The sequence below is a fragment of the Agromyces ramosus genome (assembly GCF_030817175.1).
In the GTDB taxonomy this organism is placed as follows: Bacteria; Actinomycetota; Actinomycetes; order Actinomycetales; family Microbacteriaceae; genus Agromyces; species Agromyces ramosus_A.
Genome location: NZ_JAUSYY010000001.1, coordinates 2,922,447 through 2,944,139 on the forward strand (window position 1 = coordinate 2,922,447; position 21,693 = coordinate 2,944,139).

The following is a 21,693-nucleotide window of genomic DNA, read 5'->3' on the forward strand; positions in this document are numbered from 1 at the left end:
TTTCCTCGTCAGGTTGACCGGTGGCATCGCCTGAGCTACATTTGGGGAAGCGCTTTCCCACACGGCGTGAAATGCACCAGGCAGACAGAGACGTTTCCGGGAGGACAACGATGTTCAACATTCGCAATCGCCGCATCGCGGTGGCCGCAGCTGCGCTCAGCGCGAGCGCGGCACTCGTGCTCACGGGGTGCGCGGGCGGCGGCGGCGAAGAGCCCGCCGCGACCTACGATCCCGACGAGGAGGTCACGCTCAACCTCGCCTTCTGGGGCAACGACGTCCGCGCCGCCCTCTACGAGGAGGCCATCGCCGCGTTCAACGAGGAGTACCCGAACATCACGGTGAACTCCTCGTTCCTCGGCTTCCCCGAGTTCTGGGAGAAGCGCCAGACCGAGGCCGCCGGCGGCGGCCTGCCCGACGTCATGCAGTTCGACTACTCGTACCTCCGTCAGTACTCGGAGAACGGCCTCCTGCTCGACCTCGAGCCGTACCTCGGCAACATCATCGACACCGAGCCGCTCAGCGAGAACATCCTCCAGATCGGCGTCGTCGAGGGTGAGACCACCGGCATCCCGACCTCCACCAACGCCTGGGGCCTGTTCTCGAACCCCGTGCTGCTCGAGCAGCTCGGTGTCGAGGAGTTCGAGGGCGGCAGCTGGGAGGACTACTCAGAGTGGATGCAGCAGGCGACGGATGCCGGCGCCGGCGCGATCTGGGGCGGCACCGACTACACGGGTCGCATCCAGAACTTCGAGATCCAGCAGCGCGCCGCCGGTGAGGACCTCTTCACCGAGGACGGCGAGCCGAACTTCACCGAAGAGGACCTCGCCGCGTTCTGGGAGCAGGGCGACGAACTTCGCGACGCCGTCATCCCGCAGCAGCGACTCGAGGAGATCTACCCGCTCTCCGGTTTCGACGCAGCGCTCACGGCCAGCGAGCTGACCTGGGACAACTTCGGCGCCGGCTACCTCGGCAACCTGGGCGAGGGATACACCGAACTCGGCCTCGTCGCTCCGCCCGTCACCGAGGAGGGCGCGAAGGACCTGTACCTGAAGCCGTCGATGCTGCACTCGATCGCCTCGACCACCGAGCACCCCGAGGCGGCGGCGACGCTCGTCAACTTCCTCGTGAACTCGCCTGAGGCCGGCGCCATCTTCGGCACCAACCGCGGCCTGCCGGCTTCGGAGACGATGCTCGAGGGCGCAGAGCTCGACCCGCTGGGCCAGCAGATCCGCGACTACGAGGAGTCCATCGCCGACCGCCTCGGCGACGCGCCGCCCGTGCCGATCGTCGGCTACGGCACGCTGGAGGAGAAGTTCCGCCAGCTCGGCCAGGAGCTCGGCTACGGCACCCTGACCGTCGACCAGGCTGTGGACCAGTTCTTCTCCGAGATGGACGTCGTCCTCAACCAGTAATGCCCTGAGCGGTCAACCCCGGGCCCGGTGGGCACCACCCCGCCGGGCCCGGAGTACTGTTTCTCGCAAGAACCGGAGTACCACGTGAGCACGGAAACCGAATCGATCGTCACGGCAGAGGCCGGGTCGAGAAGCGTTCGCCAGGCGATGCGGCAGTCGCGACGCGACGAGAGCCGCAAGCTGCCGTCGAGCGCCGGCCGCCGGGCGGCGGCACGTCGCGAGACGGCGGCCGGATATGGGTTCCTCATCCCCTGGCTGATCGGCTTCGCCGGTCTCACCCTCGGGCCGATGATCTACTCGCTGTACCTCGCGTTCACCAAGTACAACCTGTTCACCGAGCCCGAGTGGGTCGGGTTCGACAACTTCGTGCGCATGTTCACCGACGACCCGAACTACATCCAGTCGGTGCAGATCACCCTCGTCTACGTGCTGGTCGGCACGCCGATCAAGCTCGCTGCCGCGCTGGCGATCGCGATGCTGCTGAACTACCGCGACGTCGGCTCGGGATTCTTCCGGTCCTCCTTCTATGCCCCCTCGCTGATCGGTGCATCGGTGTCGGTCGCGATCGTGTGGCGCGCCATGTTCTCCACCGGCGGTCCCGTCGACAACTCGCTCAGCTTGTTCGGCATCAACCTCGGCGGCTGGGTCGGCAACGTGGACCTCGTCATCCCCATGATGATCCTGCTCGCCGTGTGGCAGTTCGGCGCCCCGATGGTCATCTTCCTCGCCGGCCTCAAACAGATCCCGCAGGAGCTCTACGAGGCCGCAGAGGTCGATGGCGCCGGTCCGGTGCGCAAGTTCCGGAGCGTCACGATCCCGATGCTCTCGAGCGTGATCTTCTTCAACCTCCTGCTCGAGATGATCAACGCCTTCCAGGTGTTCACCTCGGCGTACATCATCTCCAACGGCTCGGGCGGGCCCGCGGGCATGACGAACTTCTACACCCTCTACCTCTACAAGCGCGGCTTCGCAGACCTGCAGATGGGCTACGCCTCGGCGATGGCCTGGGTGCTCGTCATCGCGGTCGCGATCATCGCCTTCATTCTGTTCAAGACCCAGAAGTCCTGGGTGCACTACGCGGGAGAGAACCGATGACCACCTTCGAAGCCCCCCGCGTCGAGGTCGTCGAGAACGCCCTCGAACCCGACTCGCAGATTCAGCCGCGCCGCCGCGTGAAGCGCAAGACCGTCAACACGCTCATCTGGTTCGTGGTGCTCCTCGCCATGACGGCGATCGTGCTGTACCCGTTGGTCTGGCTCGTGTTCGCCTCGTTCAAGCCCTCGAGCGAATTCGGCTCGAACCCCGGCCTGATCCCCGAGAGCCCGACGGTCGACAACTACTTCAAGGTCATCGAGGGCATCGGCGGCACCCCGCTCTGGCAGTTCTTCGCCAACTCGTTCTTCATCGCGATCATGGCGGTGATCGGCACGCTGTTCTCGTCGGCGCTCGCCGCCTACGCGTTCGCCCGCATCAAGTTCCGCGGTGTGGGGCTGCTGTTCGCGGCGATGATCGGCACGCTGCTGCTGCCGTTCCACGTGATCATGATCCCGCAGTACATTATCTTCAATAAGCTCGAGCTGGTCGACACGTACGTGCCGCTGATCCTCCCGAAGTTCCTCGCCACCGAGGCGTTCTTCGTGTTCCTGATCGTCCAGTTCATCCGCAACATCCCCCGCGACATGGACGAAGCGGCCCGCATCGACGGCGCCGGGCATCTCCGCATCTTCTTCTCGATCATCCTGCCGCTCATCAAGCCGGCGCTGATCACGAGCGCGATCTTCACGTTCATCTGGACCTGGAACGACTTCCTCGGTCCACTCCTCTACGTGAACAGTCCGGAGAAGTACCCGCTGCCGATCGCGTTGCGCCTCTACAACGACGCGACGAGCACCTCCGACTACGGGGCGACCGTCGCGGTGTCCTTCCTCGCACTGCTGCCGATCCTCATCTTCTTCATCGTCTTCCAGCGCTTCCTCGTCGCCGGCGTCGCGACGCAGGGCTTGAAGGGCTAGGTTCCGGATGTCCCGAGCGACCGATCGTGCCGCCCGCCGTGCCGCCCTCTCCGGAAGCGGGCCGACGAGCGACGCCGCGCCCACCGCCCGGTTCCCCGGGGCGAAGAGCGCCTTCGGGCTGCTCGGCGAGGTCCTCCTCGTCGGCATCCTCGTGGGGCTCGTCTCGCTGCCCGTCGTGACGCTTCCCGCCGCGCTCGCCGCGGGAGTGCGACACCTGCGCCGCTTCCTCCGCGCCGAGCACTCCGGCCTCGAGCGGTTCTGGCGCGACGTGCGTGCGGCGCTGCTCGGCGGCATCGGCATCGGCGTGGCATCCCTCGTCGTCACCGCGGTGCTGCTGCTCGACATCGACCTCGCCTCGACGGGCGTGCTGCCCGGCGGCCCGCTCGTCGGCCTCGTCGGCTGGCTCGGCCTCGCGGCCCTCGTGCTCGTGCTCTTTAGCGCCGCCGGCCACTGGTCGCCGGAGTCCGGCTGGCTCGGCGCAGTTCGTGCCGTGCCGGGAGCGCTGCGCGCCGACCCCGCGGGAGCCGCGTACCTCCTCGCGACGGCGGCGTTCGCCGGCATCGTCACGTGGCAGCTCTTCCCGCTGCTGATCCCGGCACTCGGATGCGTCGCCCTCGCGATCGTCGCGGTTCCCGAGCGCCCGCGGCGCGCGCACGGGGCCGCGCAATGAGCGCAGGCGGCCGCTCGCTCCCGCACTGGGCGGGCGACGCGAGCCTCGGCATCTTCGTGCACTGGGGGCCGTACTCTGTGCCCGCCTGGGCGGAGCCGACGGGCGCGCTCGGCGCGGTGCCCGACGATGAGTGGTTCGCGCACAACGCCTATGCGGAGTGGTACGCGAACACCATCCGCATCGAGGGCTCGCCGGCAGCGGAGCACCACGCGCGCGAGTTCGGCGGCGCGCCGTACGCCGACTTCCTCGACGACTGGCACGCCGAGGCGTACGACCCGGTCGAGTGGGCGCGCCTGTTCCGGGACGTCGGCGCCGATTACGTCGTACCGACGACCAAGCACCACGACGGCGTCGCCTTGTGGGACGCGCCCGGTTCGGGCGACCTCACGACGGTCGCACGCGGACCCCGGCGCGACCTGATCTCGCCGCTCGCCGACGCCGTGCGCGCCGAGGGCCTCCGGTTCGGCGTGTACTACTCGGGCGGGCTCGACTGGGCGTTCACCGACTTCCCGCCGCATCGCTCGAGTGACGAGGTCACGAGTCTCCGGCCGACGGATGCCGCCTACAACGCCTACGCGCACGCCCACGTCGTCGACCTCATCGACCGTTTCCGTCCCGACCTCATCTGGAACGACATCGATTGGCCCGATGCCGGCAAGCAGCCGGGGTCGCACTCGCTCGAGTCGCTGCTGGCGCACTACCGCGAGGTCGTGCCCGGCGGCATCGTGAACGACCGGTGGGGCGCCGACGTGTGGGACTACCGCACGAGCGAGTACGACCACGACACCGCGCACGAGGCATCCGTCGGCTGGGAGCACTGCCGCGGCCTCGGCTTCTCGTTCGGCTACAACCGGGTCGAAGACGAGTCGCTCACGCTCTCGCCGCGCGAGCTCGCACGCCTCTACGCCGACGTGGTCTCGCGCGGGGGCCGGTTGCTGCTCAATGTCGGACCGACCGCGGCGGGGGAGATCCCGGCGGTGCAACGTCGAACGCTCGAGGGCGTCGCACCGTGGATGTCGCGTGTGAAGCCGCTCACGGTCGATCGGCGCATGCTCGCGCCCGGCGAGATCGAGGTGACGGATGCCTCGTGGTGGCGCGCATGGCGCACGGCCGATCGCCTCGTGGTCGTCACGGATTCCGCGGACGCCGCGGTGCGGCCTGTCGACGGCGACGAGGTCGTGCTGGTGACCCTTCCGGCCTGACGGACCGAGTCACCCGCTCACTTGCCCTTGCCCTGCTCGGCGCCCTTGCCCTCGTCGGCGCCCTTGCGTTCCTCGCCCTTGCCGTCCTCGCCGTTGTCGCCTTCGCCGCCCTTGTCGCCTTCCTTCTTCTCACCCGGCTGCTCGTTCGGCTGGTTCTGCTGGCCCTCCAGCCGGGTGATCTGCTCCTGGAGACGGGCCTGCTCGTCCATCAGTCGCTGCCGCTCGGCCGCATCGGCGGCGGCGGCGATCGCCGTGTCGATGTCCTGGCGGACCAGCTCCATCGCCAGAAGGATGGAGTCGAACCGCTCTTCACTGACCTCACCCGCCGCCCGGGCGTCGGAGAGTCGTTCCGCCATCGCATCGAGGCTGCTGAGCGCGCCGGTCCAGTCTCCGGCTGCACTGGCCTGTGCGACGGCGACCACCTGCTGCCGCAGGCCGTCCTTCGTGGTCTCGTCATAGCCCGCAGCGCAGGAGGTCAGCACGAGCGTCGCGGCGGCGGCGACGGCCCCGGCGAGAATGCGCAGTCGCATGATGACCCCTCACGTCTCCCGTCACGGTACCGAGCAGGCCGCCCGGGTCGCAGGGGCTTGACGGCGGCCGAATCGACCCTCCCGTGCGCGCCCCCTCGACCGGCGCCGACGAGAGCACGCGACGAGCTGCTGTGCGCCGTGAACTGGACCGCTGGGTCAGTCGCGCGAACGGCCCACCGGCTCGGGGGACGGCTCCGGGCTGACGTTCGCGAGCTCGGGCTGGGGCGTGCGGCGCCGCGAGAGGGCGACCCCCACGAGGGCGATCACCCCGCCGACGATCGCGAGCAGGGCCGGCACCTCGCCGAACAGGATGAGGGAGAGCACGATCGTCACGGGCGGCACGATATAGGTCGAGACGCCGAGCTGCCCGGCGGGCATCCGTGCCAGTGCGTACGACCACGTCGTGTAGCCGAGCGCGGTGGGAATCGCGCCGAGCCAGATCATGCCCACGATTCCTTCGACCGGTGCCGACTGCAGGTCGGTGATGAGCTCGCCGGCGAACGGCGTGCAGACGAGCATCCCGATGACGCAACCGAGCCAGACCACCTGGGCGTTGGGCAATCTCGCGAGCACGGGCTTCTGGAACAGCACGCCGGCGGCATAGGTGAGTGCGGCGAGCAGCGCCCACAGCACGCCGATTCCAGCGCCGAGCACCGAGCCGCCGGTGCCGACGCCGATGAGCACGACGCCGAGGAACGCGACGAGGGTGCCGATCACGACCCATTTGGGCAGGCCCTCGCGGAGGAGGATCCCCGCGCCGAGCGTGATCAGGATGGGGCCGATGTTGACGATCATCGCGGTGGTGCCTGCGTCGAGAGACTGCTCGGCGATGTTGAGCGCGATGCTGTAGCCGCCGAACCACAGGCCGCCGAACCCGAGCAGCAGGAGCCACTCGCGACGGGTCGGAGCGACCCACGCGTGCCGCAGCAGCAGCGGGGCGAGCAGGATCGCGCCGACGACGAGCCGTCCGAGCGCGAGGGCCCCGGCGTTGAAGTGGGGTGCGGTCCCTCGGACGACGATGAACGCGCTCGCCCAGGCGAGGATCGTCACGCCGATGGCGACGTAGACGAGCGGGGTGACGGTGTTCGTGCGTTGCGTGGTGCTCACAGGCTGACGCTACTTGCGCGTGCGGGCGTCGCGAGCGAAGTGGCAGTCGATCGCGGGACGACGGCGGAAACCCGTCGGTGCACGATAGGCTGGGAGTCATGCCGGAATACGCTTTCCCGGCACTCGCTTCCGCACCCGCTTCCCGCCCTGCGACGATGGAGGACACACCCGTGCACTACGGCGCCGACTACAACCCAGAGCAATGGCCTGAAGAGCTCTGGCCCGACGACGTCGCGCGCATGCGTGAGGCCGGCGTCACGATGGTGAGCCTCGGGATCTTCTCGTGGTCGCGCATCCAGCCGCGCGAGGGCGAGTTCGACTTCGCCTGGCTCGACCGGGTCATCGACCTGCTGCACGAGGGCGGCATCGCCGTCGACCTCGCCACCGCAACGGCGTCGCCGCCGCCGTGGGCGAGCGCCGCCTACCCCGAGCTCCTCCCGCAAGATGAGAACGGCGCCACGTACTGGCCGGGCAGCCGCCAGCAGTTCGCGCCCTCGTCGCCGGTCTACCGGAGGCTCGCCGCCGAGCTCGTGACGGCGATCGCCGAACGGTACGCGGGGCATCCGGCCGTCGTCATGTGGCATGTGAACAACGAGTACGGCTGCCACCTGAACATGGACTTCTCGGATGCCGCGCGCGACGCGTTCCGCACCTGGCTCGAGCGGCGCTACACCACGGTCGACGCGCTCAACGAGGCGTGGGGCACGAACTTCTGGTCGCAGCGCTACGGCGGCTTCGACGAGGTGTTCCCGCCGCGGAAGGCGCCGTACAGCCACAATCCCGGGCAGCTGCTCGACTACCGCCGGTTCACGAGCGACATGCTGCTCGAGTGCTATCTCATGGAGCGCGACATCATCCGCGCCGCCGGGGCGACGCAGCCGATCACGACGAACTTCATGGGCGCATTCAAGCCCGCGAACTACGCCCAGTGGGCCGAGCACCTCGACCTGATCAGCGACGACGCCTATCCCGACCCGAACGACCCCGAGTCGTTCCGCGCGGCGGCGTTCCAGCGAGACCTCGCGCGCTCGCTGAAGCCCGAGGTGCCGTGGGTCCTCATGGAGCAGGCGACGAACGCCCTCAACTGGCGCCCGACGAACGCGCCCAAGGCGCCCGGGCAGATGGCGGCGCTCAGCGCGCAGGCGATCGGGCGCGGCGCCGACGGCATCCTGTTCTTCCAGTGGCGGCAGTCGCGGGCGGGCGCCGAGAAGTTCCACTCGGCGATGCTGCCGCACGCCGGCACCGACACCCGTACCTGGCGCGAGGTCACCGCGCTCGGCGAGCAGCTCGCCACCTTGCCGGAGCTGCCTGCCGGCGCCCGCGACGCGAAGGTCGCGCTCGTCTTCGACTGGGAGAACTGGTGGGCCGTCGAGTCGAGCGACCACCCGATGAACGGGCTCGACTACCTCGCGGTCGTGCAGGGCTGGTACCGGGCGCTGCACCGCCGGCACGTGCAGGTCGACCTCGTCGCGCCCGAGCAGGTCGACGGCCGGTACGCGCTCGCCGTGGCGCCGCTGCTCTACCTCCTCCGTGACGAGGGGGCCGCGGCCCTCACCACCTTCGTCGAGGGCGGCGGGCACCTCCTCGCGGGTCCCTTCACCGACGTCGTCGACGAGTACGACCGGTTCCGCGACGGCGGATTCCTCACACAGCTCGGCGAGCTCTGCGGCATCCGACTCGACGACTTCGGCGCGCTCGTCGCACCCGGCGCGACCGGCCCGGGGGAGCGGGAGGCCCGCTTCGCGGGCGATGCGCTCGCGGAGTCGATGGGCACGCTGCTCGCCGAGGAGATCGCGGTGGCGGTGACGGATGCCACGGTCGAGGCGTCGTTCACGAGCGGCCGTCGCACGGGGCATCCGGCCCTCACCGCACGCCGCGCCGGCCGCGGCGTCGCCCGCTACCTCGCCACCGTGCCCGACGAGGCCGGCACGCTCGCCGTGGTCGACCGCGTGCTCGCCGACGCGGGCGTCGAGCCCGTCGTCGCCGGCCTCCCGGCCCACGTCGAGGCGGCGCGCCGCGGCGCGCTCGTGACCCTCGTGCACCACGGCGCCGGTGCGCCCGCGCTCACGATCCCGATCTCGGGCGTCGATGCCGTGACCGGCGAACGCGTCGACGGTGTCACACTCGGCCCGTTCGACTGGGCGATGATCCTCGAGGGCTGAGCTGGGCCGGGGATACGATGCAGAAGACATGAGGAGGCCGCTGATGCACGACGCGATCATCCTGAGCGGAACGGGCCGGTACGCCGACCCGTGGCATCCGTTCGCCGACACGAGCGAGGCGCTCGCCGACCTCGTGCGCGACGCCGGCTTCACCGTGCGCATCGCCGACGACCCCGATGCCGCACTCGCTTCGCTCGACGACGCGGCGCGGCTCATCGTCGTGAACGCGGGCGACCCCTTGGGACCGAACGCGAACGCCGGCGCGGGCGCCGACGGCGACCGACCGGTCCCGCCCGAGGCATCCGTCATCGCCGCGGGCGACGCGGCGCTCGACGCGGCGATCGATCGCGGCATCGGCATCCTCGCCGTGCACGCGGCGGCTTCGAGCCTGCGCGACCACACGACGTTCGGACGGGCGCTCGGCGGGCGGTGGCTGCGTGACGTCTCGTGGCATCCGCCCATCGGCGAGGCGCACGTCCACGTCGTGGGCAACCACGCGATCGTCGAGGGCCTCGACGACTTCACCGTGTTCGACGAGCGCTACACGGGCCTCCGGCTCCTCGACGTCGTCGAGCCAATCGCCGAGCACACCGAGGGCGGGGTCCGCCATCCGCTCGTGTGGGCCCGGGAGTTCGGCCGTTCGCGGCTCGTCTACGACGCGCTCGGCCACGATACGCGCTCGTACGAGTCGGCCGGTCACCGCGAGCTCCTCGCGCGCGCACTCGACTGGCTCTCACGGGTGCCGGCCGCGACCGCGGGCGACGCGTGAGCCGCATCGTCATCGCGCCCGACTCGTTCAAGGGCACGGCGAGCGCCGCGGATGCCGCGGCCGCCCTCTCCCGCGGCTGGCACGCTGTGCGCCCGGGCGACGACGTGGTGCTGCGTCCCATGGCCGACGGCGGCGAGGGCACCATCGACGCGTTCGCCGCGGCGGTGCCCGAGGCGCGGCACATGCCGGTGACGGTGCGCGGCCCGGTCTCCGAGCCGGTCGGCACCCACTGGCTGCTGCTTCCCGACGGCTCCGGCGTCGTCGAGCTCGCGGCGACCTCGGGCATCACGCTCCTCGATCCGCTCGCAGCGCTCGACGCGCACACGGCCGGGTTCGGCGAGGCGATCGCCGCGGCGCTCGACCACGGTGTCGACCGGTTGCTGCTCGCGCTCGGCGGCAGTGCGTCCACCGATGGGGGGGTCGGCGCGCTCGCCGTGCTCGGTGCGCGGTTCCTCGATGCCTCGGGCCGTCCGATCCGGCTCGGCAACCGCGGGCTCGGCACGCTCGCCCGCGTCGACCTGTCGGGCCTCCGCTCGTTGCCGCCGCGTGGCGCGGTCATCCTGGGCGACGTCGACAACCCGCTGCTCGGTGCCCGCGGCGCCGCGGCGGTGTTCGGCCCGCAGAAGGGTGCGGATGCCGCGGCGGTCGACGTGCTCGAGTCGAATCTGACACGGCTCGCACGGCTCCTCCCGGCCGACCCGCAGGCGCCCGGTTCGGGGGCGGCCGGCGGAACCGGCTTCGGACTGCTCGCCTGGGGAGCGCAGATGGGCGGCGGGGCGGGCGTGGTCGCCGAGGCGATCGGCCTGTCCGGCTCGCTCGCGGGCGCCGCGTTCGTGATCACCGGCGAGGGCCGGTTCGACGGGCAGACCGCGGCGGGCAAGGCCCCTGCCGAGGTCGTGGCGCTCGCGCGGCAGCTCGGCGTGCCGGTGGCGCTGGCGGCTGGGGCGATCGAGGCCGATCCGGCGATGGCCGGGTTCGCGGCATCCGCCTCGCTGTCGTTGCTCGCGGGCGGCGCGGCGGCGGCGATGGCCGACACCGTGCACTGGCTCGAGCAGGCCGGCGCGGAGCTCGCTCGCTCGGTGTGACCCTGCGTTGTGAAATCGGTGGGAATCCGCTTCCCTGGGGGTCGCGCTGCACCCGGTGGCACGCTAGACTCGACCGAGTCGAATCGATTCGAGGCCAGGCACGGCCAGCGAATCTCCAACGGCGCCCCACGTGGGCGCCGTCCTCCTTTTATCCCGGCGTCCGAGGGCGTGCGCCGCCATCTCCGAGCACGCCCCGGGAACCCGCATGTCCTCAACCGCCTCCATCCCCATCATCCGGCCCGACGACTACAACCGTCCGGCGCACCCCGGCGACCTGCTCAGCCGTCGCCAGCGACTCGTCTACGTGCTCGTGCTGGGGGCGCTCACCGCACTCGGGCCGTTCACGGTCGACCTCTACCTGCCCGCGTTCCCCGTGCTGCAAGACGAGCTCGGTGTCTCGGCGGCTGCGGTGCAGCTGACCCTGACCGGCACGATGGTCGGCTTCGGGTTCGGCCAGCTCATCGTCGGCCCGTGGAGCGACAAGGTCGGCCGTCGACTGCCGCTGATCCTCGCGACGCTGCTGCACATCGCGGCATCCGTCGGCGCGGCCCTCGCACCCGACATCGCCTGGCTCTCGGCCTTCCGCCTGCTCCAGGGCTTCGGCGCAGCGGCCGGCGGCGTCGTGGCCATGGCCATGGTGCGCGACCTGTTCGGCGGCAAGCCGCTCGTGCGCATGCTCTCGCGACTCGCCCTCGTCAACGGACTCGCCCCGGTGCTCGCGCCCGTCATCGGCTCGCAGCTGCTGCAGTTCATGGACTGGCGCGGCGTCTTCTGGGTGCTCGCCGGCTATGGCGTCGTCGTGGTCGCGTCGGTCGGCCTGCTGATCGTCGAGACGCTCCCCGAGTCCCGGCGGCACGTGGCGGGCCACTCGACGCTGCGCGCACGCTACGCGGCCCTCTTCCGCGACCGCGTGTACCTCGGTGCGGCGGTCATCGGCGGCATGACGTTCACCGGGTTGTTCGGCTACCTGTCGACGTCATCGTTCCTGTTCCAGGAGCTGTACGCCTTCACGGCGCAGCAGTACGGCCTGCTCTTCGCGGTGAACTCGGTCGGCATCATCATCGGCGTGCAGACGAGCTCGCGGCTCATGCGCGGGCGCGTCGCGCCGCAGTGGATCCTCGCGGTGACCACGATCGTGCACCTCGCGATGGCGGTGGCCATCATGGTGCTCGACACCTCGGGTGCCGGATTCTGGGGCACGGCGATCCCGCTCTGGATCTACATCCTCGCGTGCGGCTTCTCGTTCCCGGCCGTGCAGGTGCTCGCGCTCGCCCACCACGGTGCCGAGGCCGGCACCGCCGCCTCGCTCCTCGGCGCGCTGAACTTCGGGCTCGCCGGACTGATCTCCCCGCTCATCGGCCTCATGGGCGTCGGCAGCGCCGTGCCCATGGCCTTCGTCATGCTGCTCGCCGCGACCGTCGCGGTGGCGGCGCTCTGGGGACTCGTGCGGCCGAAGACGGTGCCCCCGCTCAGCGACTGAGCGGGGTGTCGGACGCCGCGGCATCCGTCGACTCAGCCCAGCGGATGACACGGTATGCGGGCGGCCGGCGCTAGCGTGAAGTGATGACCACCCCAGCGAGACGCGACGCCGAGGCGAAGATCGTCGGTCGCCGTGCGCCCCTCTTCGCCGGCATCGGCGCCCTGTTCATCGCCCTGCTCCTCGGCATCGTGATCGCCGCACGCGAAGGCGGGCTGCCGTTCGAGCTCGACGAGGAGTGGGCTGAAGACATCGTCGAGATCCGGGGGCCGGTGGGCGACTGGCTCGCCTACGGCATGAACGCGCTCGGCGGCGGAGTCATCGGCGTGTTCATCGTGCCGATCGGCGCCGCACTGCTGCTGGTGCTGGTGAAGAGACCTTGGGCGGCGCTGTACTTCGTCACGGCCTCGGCGGCGAGCGCCGGCGTCGTGCAGCTGCTGAAGGAGCTGTTCGGCCGCGCGCGTCCGGAGTACATCATCGTGGCCACCGACACCGGCTCATTCCCGTCGGGGCATGTGGCGAATGCGGCGACCATCGCGGTCGTCGTCGGCGTGATCGCGCCCCGCGTGTGGGTGTGGGTGCTCGGCGCGGCGTACACCGTGCTCATGGCGCTCAGTCGCACGTACCTCGGTGCCCACTGGGTGACCGACACCATCGGCGGCGCGCTCGTCGGCGCGGCCGTCGCGCTGCTGCTCTGGGCGGCGTTCGCCTATCCGCTCGAGCGCGAGCGCCTGGCGTGGGGCGAGCGGCGGCGCCTCGCCTCGTCGTCCGAGCCGCCGCCGCCTGCGGTCGCAACCAGCGAGTCTGCGCCGCCTGCGGCCGACACCTGAGCTCGCCGCCCTGGGCTGCCCCCGGTCGCCCCGCTCGCCACCTCGCTCCACCACGCCGTGCGCACGCGCCGAGTGGGTCGCAACTGGCCGGAATCCGGCGCTCATGCCGACAAGTTGCGACCACTCGACGTCCGGCGGCGCGTGTCGCGCGCCGGCGCGCGAGCGGGGCCCACCAGATGGCGAAGTGGCGGGGTGCCACGTGGGTCGGGCGGCGTGGGTGACGGATGCCACGAGAGTGCGCCTCGTGTCGGAATCAGGTCCTCATTCCGACACCAGGCGCACTCTCGACGAGGCTCGACGCGGGACGGCGTCGGCGACGGATGCCGCGTACGGCGTCTCGGGAGCGGCCAGCCACTCAGAGGCGCGCGGGCGCCGACTCGCGCACGGCGATGCGGTACTCGGCGAGGAGCAGCGACGGGGCCGGCAGCGCGTCGGGGTCGTCGGCGTTGATGCGGCGGAGGAGGGTGGCGACGGCCGTGTCGGCGATCCAGCGGCGCCCGGGGTCGACGGTGGTGAGCGATGGGATCGAGTACTCGGCCTCGTCGAGATCGTCGAAGCCGATGACCGACACGTCGCTCGGCACGCGGATGCCCGTCTCCTGGAGCACTCGCATGGCGCCGAGCGCGAGGGTGTCGTTCAGGCCGAACACCGCGTCGAACGGCGATCCGCCCTCGAGGATGTCTCGCATCGCCTGCGCGCCGCCCGACCGGTGCCAGGGCGCCGTGTACCCGATGATGGTGGGATCGTAGTCGAGCCCCGCCGCGTCGAGCGCTTCGCGGTAGCCCTGCAGGCGGAACCCTGCCGAGCCGATGATCTCGCCCTCGTGGGCGCCGACGACGGCGATGCGGCGCCGGCCCGAGGCGATCAGGAACTCGGTCGCCGCGCGGGCGGCCTCCACGTTGTGCATGCTCACGTGGTCGTGCCCGGGGTCGAAGACCCGCTCGCCGAGGAGCACGAGCGGATATGACACGCGGAGCGCTGCGGCATCCGACTGCTCGATTCCGAGGGGGCTGAAGATGAGCCCGTCGGTCATGGTGAGGCGGGGGCTGCGCAGCAGTTCGAGCTCTCGGCGGGGATCGCCGCCGGTCTGCTCGACGAGCACGACGATGCCGGCCGCCTCGGCCGCGGCGATGACGGCGCCGGCGAGCTCGGCGAAGTACGGGAGGCTGAGGTCGGGCACGGCCAGCGCGATGGCGCCCGTGCGACCCGAGCGGAGGCTGCGCGCCGTGAGGTTGGGCTGGTAGCCGAGCTCGGCGATCGCGTCTTCGACGCGCGACTTCGTGGCAGGCCTGATGTGCGGATAGTCGTTGATGACGTTCGAGACCGTCTTGATCGAGACGCCGGCGACCCGCGCGACATCGTGCAGTGTGACCGCCATGGCTCCTCCTCGCTGCCGTAACCCTACAACGTTGCAACCCGCGTGCCACGGCGACTCCGCGGCACCTGTCCTGGTGCGCTTGACAATGCGGCACACGGTTGTGCACAATGCCTCTACAACGTTTACTTTACAACGTTGGAGAACAACTCGGAACTCGACGCGGAGCCACTGTGCGCGGCGATGACGAGCACCCTTCGCCAGAGACAACGGTGTCCCCAGCACCGCGAGAGGAAGCACAGCAAATGAAGTCGAAGCTCCTTGCCGCGACCGGCATCGCCGCCGTAGCGGCCGCAGCCCTCACCGGATGCTCGGGCGGCGAGCCCGAAGCATCCTGCACCAACGAGATCGTGAATCCCGAGGCCACCCAGGTCAGCGTCTGGGCCTGGTACCCGTCGTTCGAGGCCGTCGTCGACCTCTTCAACGAGTCCCACGACGACGTGCAGATCTGCTGGACGAATGCCGGCCAGGGCAACGACGAGTACACGAAGTTCTCGACCGCGATCGAGGCGGGCTCTGGAGCCCCCGACGTGATCATGCTCGAGGCCGAGGTGCTCTCGAGCTTCTCGATCCGCGATGCGCTCGTCGACCTCTCCGAGTACGGCGCGGGCGACGTCGCGGCCGACTACACCGAAGGCGCTTGGAAGGATGTCTCGAGCGGCGACGCCGTCTACGCGATCCCGGTCGACGGCGGCCCGATGGGCATGCTCTACCGCCAGGACATCCTCGACGAGTACGGCATCCCCGTGCCGACCACGTGGGATGAGTTCGCCGCCGCCGCCCAGGCGCTGAAGGACGCCGGTGCGCCCGGAGTGCTCGCCGACTTCCCGACGAACGGCCGCGCCTACAACCAGGCGCTGTTCGCCCAAGCGGGCTCCGTGCCCTTCGAGTACGACAACGCGAAGCCGACCGAGATCGGCATCGAGGTCAACGACCAGGGCTCGAAGGACGTGCTCGCCTACTGGCAGGGCCTCGTCGACCAGGGCCTCGTCGCCACCGATGACGCGTTCACTGCCGACTACAACACGAAGCTCGTCGACGGCAGCTACGCCGTCTACATCGCGGCGGCATGGGGGCCCGGCTACCTCGGCGGCCTCTCCGACGCCGACGCCGACGCCGTCTGGAAGGCCGCACCGGTCCCGCAGTGGGATCCCGCCAACCCCGTGCAGATCAACTGGGGCGGCTCGACCTTCGCGGTGACGAGTCAGGCGAAGGACCCCGAGGCGGCGGCCATCGTCGCGAAGGAGGTGTTCGGCACCGAGGAGGCGTGGAAGATCGGCATCGAGGAGGCCGCGCTGTTCCCGCTGTGGAAGCCGGTCCTCGAGTCCGACTACTTCCGCGACCTCGAGTACCCGTTCTTCGGCGGTCAGCAGATCAACAAGGACGTGTTCCTCCCGGCAGCGGCCGGCTACACCGGATTCACGTTCAGCCCCTTCCAGAACTACGCCTACGACCAGCTGACCGAAGAGCTCTTCGCGATGGTCGAGGGTGAGAAGGACTCGGCGGCCGCGCTCGACGACCTCCAGGCGTCGCTCGAGCAGTACGCGACCGAGCAGGGCTTCACGCTGAACTAGGCGAGAGCGAGCGGATGCCCCGAGCCCGCGACTGCGGCTCGGGGCATCCGCTCACGGACACACCACCACGACAGACGACCTCGACGACCTCGACGAAGAGAGCGACCAGATGACCACCCAGCTCACCACCGCGGCACCGCCGGCGCCGGCCGCGGCTCGGCCGACGCGCCGATCCGGCGGCTCGACGCTGGTGCGACGACGCCAGCGGTGGGGCTGGTTCTTCGTCGTGCCCTTCCTCGTCGTGTTCGCACTCTTCCTGATCTTCCCGCTCTGCTATGCGTTCGGCATGAGCCTGTTCACCTCGACGCTCGCGACGGGCACCGACTTCACGGGCTTCGCGAACTATGCGAAGGCCTTCAGCGACCCGCTGTTCATGGAGGGCCTCCTGCGGGTGCTCGCGTTCGCGGCGGTCATGATCCCCGCCCAGCTGCTCGTGGCGCTCGCGGCCGCCCTCGTGCTCGATTCGCTCGCGACGTGGGTCTCCAAGCTCTCGCGGCTCCTGATCTTCGCGCCGTACGCCATTCCGGTCGTGATCGGGGCGCTCATGTGGAGCTTCCTCTACAGCCCCCGCTTCGGCCCGAGCGCGAGCATCTTCGGCCTCGTCGGGCTGCCGACGCCCGACTTCCTCGCCTCCGACACCGTGTTCGGCAGTCTCGTGAACATCGTCACGTGGCAGTGGGCGGGCTACTACATGGTCGTGATCTACGCGGCGCTCCGCTCGATCGACCCCTCCATCTACGAGGCGGCTCGCATCGACGGCGCGAACGGCTGGCAGACGGCGACGCGCATCAAGGTGCCGATGATCTCGTCGTCGATGGTCATGGTGATCACCTTCGCCCTCATCGGCACGCTGCAGTTCTTCACCGAACCGGTCGTGCTCCGCAACATCGCACAGGGCGCGATCGACGCCGCGTACACGCCGAACATGTACGCGTTCTCCCTCGCTTTCTCGTACAGCCAGTTCAACTACGCCTCGGCGATCGCCTTCTCGCTCGGCGTGCTGGTGTTCGCAGGCTCCTACGTGTTCCTCTTCCTCACGCGCAAGCAGAGCGGACTGAAGTGATGACGATCTTCTCCCAGCGCGACGTCGACCTCGCCGAGCCGCTGACCACCTCGACTGGCCTCCCGTCGCACGTCGAACGTGGGCCGCGTGGCGGGCGGCGCTCCGGCGGCCGCCGAATCGGCTCCCACGTCTTCCTCGTGATCCTCGCGATCTACTTCGTGATCCCCATCTGGTGGCTGTTCGTGGCCGCCACGAAGAACACGGCCGGGCTGTTCTCGAGCCCCGCCTTCTGGTTCGACGGGAACTTCGCGTTCTTCGAGAACGTGATGGGCCTGTTCACCCACCAGGGCGGCATCTACTGGCGCTGGCTCGGCAACTCGTTCCTCTACGCCTTCGCGGGCGGCATCGGGGCGACGGTGCTCGCGGTGCTCGCGGGCTACGGCTTCGCCAAGTACAGCTTCCGCGGCCGCAGTGCGGTGTTCACGGTCATCCTGGGCTCGGTGATGGTGCCGCTCACGGCGCTCGTGATCCCGACGTTCATGCTGCTCAGCCAGTACGGCATCATCAACACGCCGTGGGCGGTGATCCTGCCGTCGCTGCTCAGCCCGTTCGGCGTGTACCTCATGCGCGTCTATGCGCAGGACGCCGTGCCCGACGAGATCCTCGAGGCATCCCGCATCGACGGCGCCGGCGAGATCCGCACGTTCTTCACGGTCGCGCTGCCGCTGCTGCGTCCCGCGATCGTGACGGTGCTGCTGCTCTCGGTCGTGGGCACGTGGAACAACTTCTTCCTTCCGCTCGCGGTGCTGAACGACGAGATGCTCCTGCCGGTGACGGTGGGCCTGAACCGCTGGACGGCGCTCTCGAACGCCGGCGCCGGGGGCGAGCAGGTCTGGAACCTGATCACCTCGGGCTCGTTCATCTCGGTGCTGCCGCTCATCCTGTCGTTCCTGTTCCTGCAGCGGTACTGGCAGGGCGGGCTCTCGCTCGGCAGCATCAAGTGAGTGAGCGGATGCCGCGGCATCCGCTGTCCTCAGACCTCGACTTCGGCCGCCTCGGCCGGCGCTCCGCACCACACACAGAAAGAAACGTATGACGTCCGCACACCTCACCATCGACCCTCACTTCACGGTCGGCGCGATCGACCGCCGCGTGTTCGGCGGCTTCGTCGAGCACCTCGGTCGCCACGTCTACGACGGCATCTACGAGCCGGGGCACGCGACCGCCGATGAGGAGGGCTTCCGCCGGGACGTCATCGAGCTCGTGAAGGAGCTCGGCGTCTCGACCATCCGCTACCCGGGCGGCAACTTCGTCTCGGGCTTCCGTTGGGAGGACTCGGTCGGCCCCCGCGAGGAGCGGCCGCGCCGGCTCGACCTCGCCTGGCACTCGACCGAGACGAACGAGATCGGGCTGCACGAGTTCTCGTCGTGGCTCGAGAAGGTCGGCAGCGAGCTGATGCTCGCGGTGAACCTCGGCACGCGCGGCACCCTCGAGGCGCTCGACCTGCTCGAGTACACGAACATCGCCGGCGGCACGTCGCTGTCGCAGCGACGCATCGACAACGGCAGGACCGACGCCTTCGGCGTGAAGATGTGGTGTCTCGGCAACGAGATGGACGGCCCGTGGCAGCTCGGCCACCGCTCCGCCGACGACTACGGCAAGATCGCCTCGCAGACCGCGAAGGCGATGCGGCAGCTCGACCCGTCGATCCAGCTCGTCGCGTGCGGCTCGTCGAGTGCGCACATGCCGACGTTCGGCGAGTGGGAGCGGGTCGTGCTCACGCACACCTACGACGACGTCGACTACATCTCGTGCCACGCGTACTACGAGGAGAAGAACGGCGACCTCGACTCGTTCCTCGCCTCGGCCGTCGACATGGACCGCTTCATCGAGACCGTCGTGGCGACCGCCGATCACGTCAGGGCGGTCGTCGGCAGCGAGAAGACCATCGACATCTCGTTCGACGAGTGGAACGTCTGGTACATCGACCGCTACCACGGCGTCGACAAGATCGAGGGCATCGACAACTGGCCGGTCGCGCCGCGACTGCTCGAAGACGTGTACTCGGTCGCCGATGCAGTCGTGTTCGGCAGCCTGATGATCTCGCTTCTCAAGCACGCCGACCGGGTCACGAGCGCGTCGCTCGCCCAGCTCGTCAACGTCATCGCGCCGATCATGACCGAGCCCGGCGGCCCGGCGTGGCGGCAGACCACGTTCTTCCCGTTCGCGCTCACCTCGCGGCTCGCCAAGGGCAGCGCCCTCGAGCTCAAGCTCGAATCGCCCACCTACGAGACCGAGGCCTACGGCGTCGTGCCGCAGGTCGACGCCGTCGCCACGCACGACGCCGAGACGGGCGAGGCCGCGGTCTTCCTCGTGAACCGCAACCGCACGGAGCCGATCACGGTGACGATCGACGTCTCGGGGCTCGGCGCCGTGCAGGTGCGCAGCGCCGACACGCTCGCCGACGACGACGTGTACGCGAAGAACACGCTCGCCGACCCCGAGCGCGTCGGGATGCAGGTGAACCACTCCGCCTCGCTCGCGGTGGGCACGCTCACGATCGAGCTGCCGCCCGTGTCGTGGACCGCCGTCTCGCTCGGCGCATGATCCACGGGGCGCGCCGCACGTCCATGGCGGCGCGCCCCGTGTTCGTCGGCTCGGCGCGTCTCGGCTCGGCACGTCGCCTCGCGGCGCTCGTGCTGTCGGCGATGGCGGTCATCGCCCTCGCCGGCTGTGCGGGCGGCAGCCGCGCGCGCGAGCTCACGGGCGACCTCATGACCCACGACCCCGCACTCGCCGTCGAGGACGGCACGAGCTACGTGTACTCGACCGGCAACGCGACGATCGCCGACGGCAACATCCAGATCCGCAGCTCCGACGACGGCCGCCACTGGCGGTACCGCGGCGAGGTGTGGGAGGAGAAGCCCGACTGGCTCGACGAGGCGGTCCCGGGGGTCTCGAACCTCTGGGCGCCCGAGCTCATCGAGCACGACGGCACCTGGTACCTGTACTACTCGGCGTCGACCTTCGGCTCGAACGCGTCGGTGATCGCGCTCGCGACGAACGAGACGCTCGATCCCGATTCGCCCGACTACGAGTGGGTGGATGCCGGCCAGGTGCTCGCCTCCACGAAGGCCGACGACTTCAACGCCATCGACGCCGGCATCGTCGTCGACGAGGCGGGCGACCCGTGGATGTCGTTCGGGTCGTTCTGGAGCGGCATCCGCATGGTCCCGCTCGAGTGGCCGGGCGGGGGACGAGCGGATGCCTCGGAGCCGCGGCACCTCGCCGACCGGCAGTCCCCGCCGAACGCGGTCGAGGCGCCGTACATCGTGGCGCGCGACGGCGACTACTTCCTGTTCGTCTCACGTGACGCCTGCTGTCAGGGGCTCGACAGCACGTACAACATCGCCGTCGGCCGCTCGGAGGCGGTCGACGGGCCCTACCTGGACCGCGACGGCGTGCCGCTCGTCGAGGGCGATCGCATCGGGCCGGGTGGCCAGTCGGTGCAGGGCGACACGCTCGCACTGCATTACTACGACCGGCGCCTGAACGGATCGTTCCAGCTCGCGCTCGTCGAGCTGGAGTGGGATGCCGAGGGCTGGCCGGTCGCGCATTGGTAGCGCGGGCAGGTGCCCATGCGGTACTGCAGCCGAGCTCGTCTCTTGACGCCTATAGGAAATGGTTCTAGCGTAATCGATTAGCGATAGCGAACCGCTTCTCGGGTCCTGGGCATGCGCCAGGAGGCGTGAACGACGCTCGTCCGGGGTTCGTCGTCGATCGATTCGATCGATGACGCGCATCCGTCGCAAACAACGGTGTTTGGGAGATCTCGTGATGAGTGCTGGTAGCAGGCGGTTGCGTGGAGCGGTTTCGAGTGCGGTCGCGTTGGTGGCGGCGCTGATCGTGGGTCCTGCCGTGGTCGTCGCAGGGCCGGCAAGTCCTGCTGCGGCGGTGGGCGGGTCGACGGCGTGGCAAGACGGGTCATTCCACGTCAACACCGCGAACCTGATGTCTCGATCGGACATCGTGCTCGGGCAGCCGCCGGTGACGAACTCGCAGGCGCTCCCATTGGGCAACGGGAGTCTCGGCGCGGCCGTCTGGGCGGCGAACGGATTCACCGCCCAGTTGAACCGATCGAACTCATTCCCGAAGCTGAAGTCTCCCGGGCATGTCGTGATCCCGGGTCTGGCGGCGATGACCGGCGCCGGCAACTATTCGGGCCGCCTCGGGCTCTACGACGGCCAGTATGTGCAGTCCGGCGGCGGGATGTCGGCCGTCACGTACGTCAAGGCCGATGGCGACCAGTTCGTGGTCGAGGTGACGGGTGCCGATCCCGAGGTCGAGCAGACCGTGAGCGTGAAGCTGTGGTCGGGTCGAACCCCGGTGCGCACTGCGTCGGGGGCGATCGCCGCCCTTGGTGAGACCTTCGCAGATACGGGTTCGGGCCAGACATTCGGCACGCTGGCCGCGGTCACCGCGGCG

18 protein-coding genes are annotated in these 21,693 nt (G+C 69.7%); 15 read left to right on the forward strand and 3 right to left on the reverse strand.

Annotation, left to right across the window (positions count from 1 at the left end; genetic code table 11):
- Positions 1-110: 110 nt before the first annotated feature.
- The 5 genes from QFZ26_RS13705 to QFZ26_RS13725 all read left to right on the forward strand — a co-directional run bounded on the left by QFZ26_RS13705 (position 111) and on the right by QFZ26_RS13725 (position 5,296).
- The gene (locus tag QFZ26_RS13705) at positions 111-1,412 is read left to right on the forward strand and encodes an ABC transporter substrate-binding protein (protein WP_307043017.1); all 1,302 of its coding nucleotides are present in this window, start codon (positions 111-113) and stop codon (positions 1,410-1,412) included.
- A 147-nt stretch (positions 1,413-1,559) separates the two neighbouring features.
- Positions 1,560-2,507, forward strand: a complete 948-nt coding sequence (locus QFZ26_RS13710; protein WP_307045083.1) for a carbohydrate ABC transporter permease — start codon at positions 1,560-1,562, stop codon at positions 2,505-2,507.
- Positions 2,504-3,424 (forward strand): carbohydrate ABC transporter permease, encoded by a 921-nt coding sequence (locus QFZ26_RS13715; protein WP_307043019.1) that lies wholly within the window; start codon positions 2,504-2,506, stop codon positions 3,422-3,424. The genes QFZ26_RS13710 and QFZ26_RS13715 overlap by 4 nt, the downstream gene beginning before the upstream one ends.
- A 7-nt stretch (positions 3,425-3,431) precedes the next feature.
- Complete coding sequence (locus QFZ26_RS13720; RefSeq protein ID WP_307043021.1) at positions 3,432-4,094, forward strand: hypothetical protein; 663 nt, start codon at positions 3,432-3,434, stop codon at positions 4,092-4,094.
- Positions 4,091-5,296 carry an alpha-L-fucosidase gene (locus tag QFZ26_RS13725; protein ID WP_307043022.1) on the forward strand — a complete coding sequence of 402 codons (1,206 nt, stop codon included), beginning with the start codon at positions 4,091-4,093 and terminating at the stop codon, positions 5,294-5,296. The genes QFZ26_RS13720 and QFZ26_RS13725 overlap by 4 nt, the downstream gene beginning before the upstream one ends.
- 17 nt (positions 5,297-5,313) lie before the next feature.
- On the opposite strand, the gene QFZ26_RS13730 is transcribed toward QFZ26_RS13725, so the two are convergent.
- Positions 5,314-5,826, reverse strand: a complete 513-nt coding sequence (locus tag QFZ26_RS13730; RefSeq protein ID WP_307043025.1) for a hypothetical protein — start codon at positions 5,824-5,826, stop codon at positions 5,314-5,316.
- A 156-nt stretch (positions 5,827-5,982) separates the two neighbouring features.
- A complete protein-coding gene (locus QFZ26_RS13735; RefSeq protein ID WP_307043027.1) occupies positions 5,983-6,933 on the reverse strand; it encodes a DMT family transporter in 951 nt (316 codons plus the stop codon).
- 98 nt (positions 6,934-7,031) lie between these two features.
- Between QFZ26_RS13735 and QFZ26_RS13740 the strand changes: the two genes are divergently transcribed.
- The 5 genes from QFZ26_RS13740 to QFZ26_RS13760 all read left to right on the forward strand — a co-directional run bounded on the left by QFZ26_RS13740 (position 7,032) and on the right by QFZ26_RS13760 (position 13,256).
- Positions 7,032-9,095: a beta-galactosidase gene (locus tag QFZ26_RS13740; RefSeq protein WP_307043028.1), complete on the forward strand. Its 2,064-nt coding sequence runs from the start codon at positions 7,032-7,034 to the stop codon at positions 9,093-9,095.
- Positions 9,096-9,138: 43 nt separating this feature from the next.
- On the forward strand, positions 9,139-9,864 hold the full coding sequence (locus tag QFZ26_RS13745) for a ThuA domain-containing protein (RefSeq protein ID WP_307043030.1): 726 nt from the start codon (positions 9,139-9,141) through the stop codon (positions 9,862-9,864).
- Positions 9,861-10,949: a glycerate kinase gene (locus QFZ26_RS13750; RefSeq protein ID WP_307043031.1), complete on the forward strand. Its 1,089-nt coding sequence runs from the start codon at positions 9,861-9,863 to the stop codon at positions 10,947-10,949. Before QFZ26_RS13745 ends, QFZ26_RS13750 begins: the two co-directional genes overlap by 4 nt.
- A gap of 205 nt (positions 10,950-11,154) precedes the next feature.
- Positions 11,155-12,429, forward strand: a complete 1,275-nt coding sequence (locus tag QFZ26_RS13755) for a multidrug effflux MFS transporter (protein ID WP_307043033.1) — start codon at positions 11,155-11,157, stop codon at positions 12,427-12,429.
- An 83-nt stretch (positions 12,430-12,512) separates the two neighbouring features.
- Entirely contained in the window at positions 12,513-13,256 is a 744-nt protein-coding gene (locus QFZ26_RS13760; protein ID WP_307043035.1) for a phosphatase PAP2 family protein, read from the forward strand.
- A 355-nt stretch (positions 13,257-13,611) separates the two neighbouring features.
- On the opposite strand, the gene QFZ26_RS13765 is transcribed toward QFZ26_RS13760, so the two are convergent.
- Positions 13,612-14,634 (reverse strand): LacI family DNA-binding transcriptional regulator, encoded by a 1,023-nt coding sequence (locus QFZ26_RS13765; protein WP_307043037.1) that lies wholly within the window; start codon positions 14,632-14,634, stop codon positions 13,612-13,614.
- Between the two features lie 242 nt (positions 14,635-14,876).
- On the opposite strand from QFZ26_RS13765, the gene QFZ26_RS13770 reads away from it, so the two are divergent.
- From QFZ26_RS13770 to QFZ26_RS13790, 5 genes are all read left to right on the forward strand, one after another.
- Positions 14,877-16,205 carry an ABC transporter substrate-binding protein gene (locus tag QFZ26_RS13770; RefSeq protein WP_307043038.1) on the forward strand — a complete coding sequence of 443 codons (1,329 nt, stop codon included), beginning with the start codon at positions 14,877-14,879 and terminating at the stop codon, positions 16,203-16,205.
- Positions 16,206-16,314: 109 nt separating this feature from the next.
- Positions 16,315-17,268 carry a carbohydrate ABC transporter permease gene (locus QFZ26_RS13775; RefSeq protein WP_307043040.1) on the forward strand — a complete coding sequence of 318 codons (954 nt, stop codon included), beginning with the start codon at positions 16,315-16,317 and terminating at the stop codon, positions 17,266-17,268.
- Complete coding sequence (locus tag QFZ26_RS13780; protein WP_307043041.1) at positions 17,268-18,212, forward strand: carbohydrate ABC transporter permease; 945 nt, start codon at positions 17,268-17,270, stop codon at positions 18,210-18,212. Before QFZ26_RS13775 ends, QFZ26_RS13780 begins: the two co-directional genes overlap by 1 nt.
- 88 nt (positions 18,213-18,300) lie before the next feature.
- Entirely contained in the window at positions 18,301-19,815 is a 1,515-nt protein-coding gene (gene arfA, locus QFZ26_RS13785) for an arabinosylfuranosidase ArfA (RefSeq protein ID WP_307043044.1), read from the forward strand.
- Positions 19,812-20,831 (forward strand): arabinan endo-1,5-alpha-L-arabinosidase, encoded by a 1,020-nt coding sequence (locus tag QFZ26_RS13790; RefSeq protein ID WP_307043046.1) that lies wholly within the window; start codon positions 19,812-19,814, stop codon positions 20,829-20,831. Before arfA ends, QFZ26_RS13790 begins: the two co-directional genes overlap by 4 nt.
- The last annotated feature ends 862 nt before the right edge of the window (positions 20,832-21,693 follow it).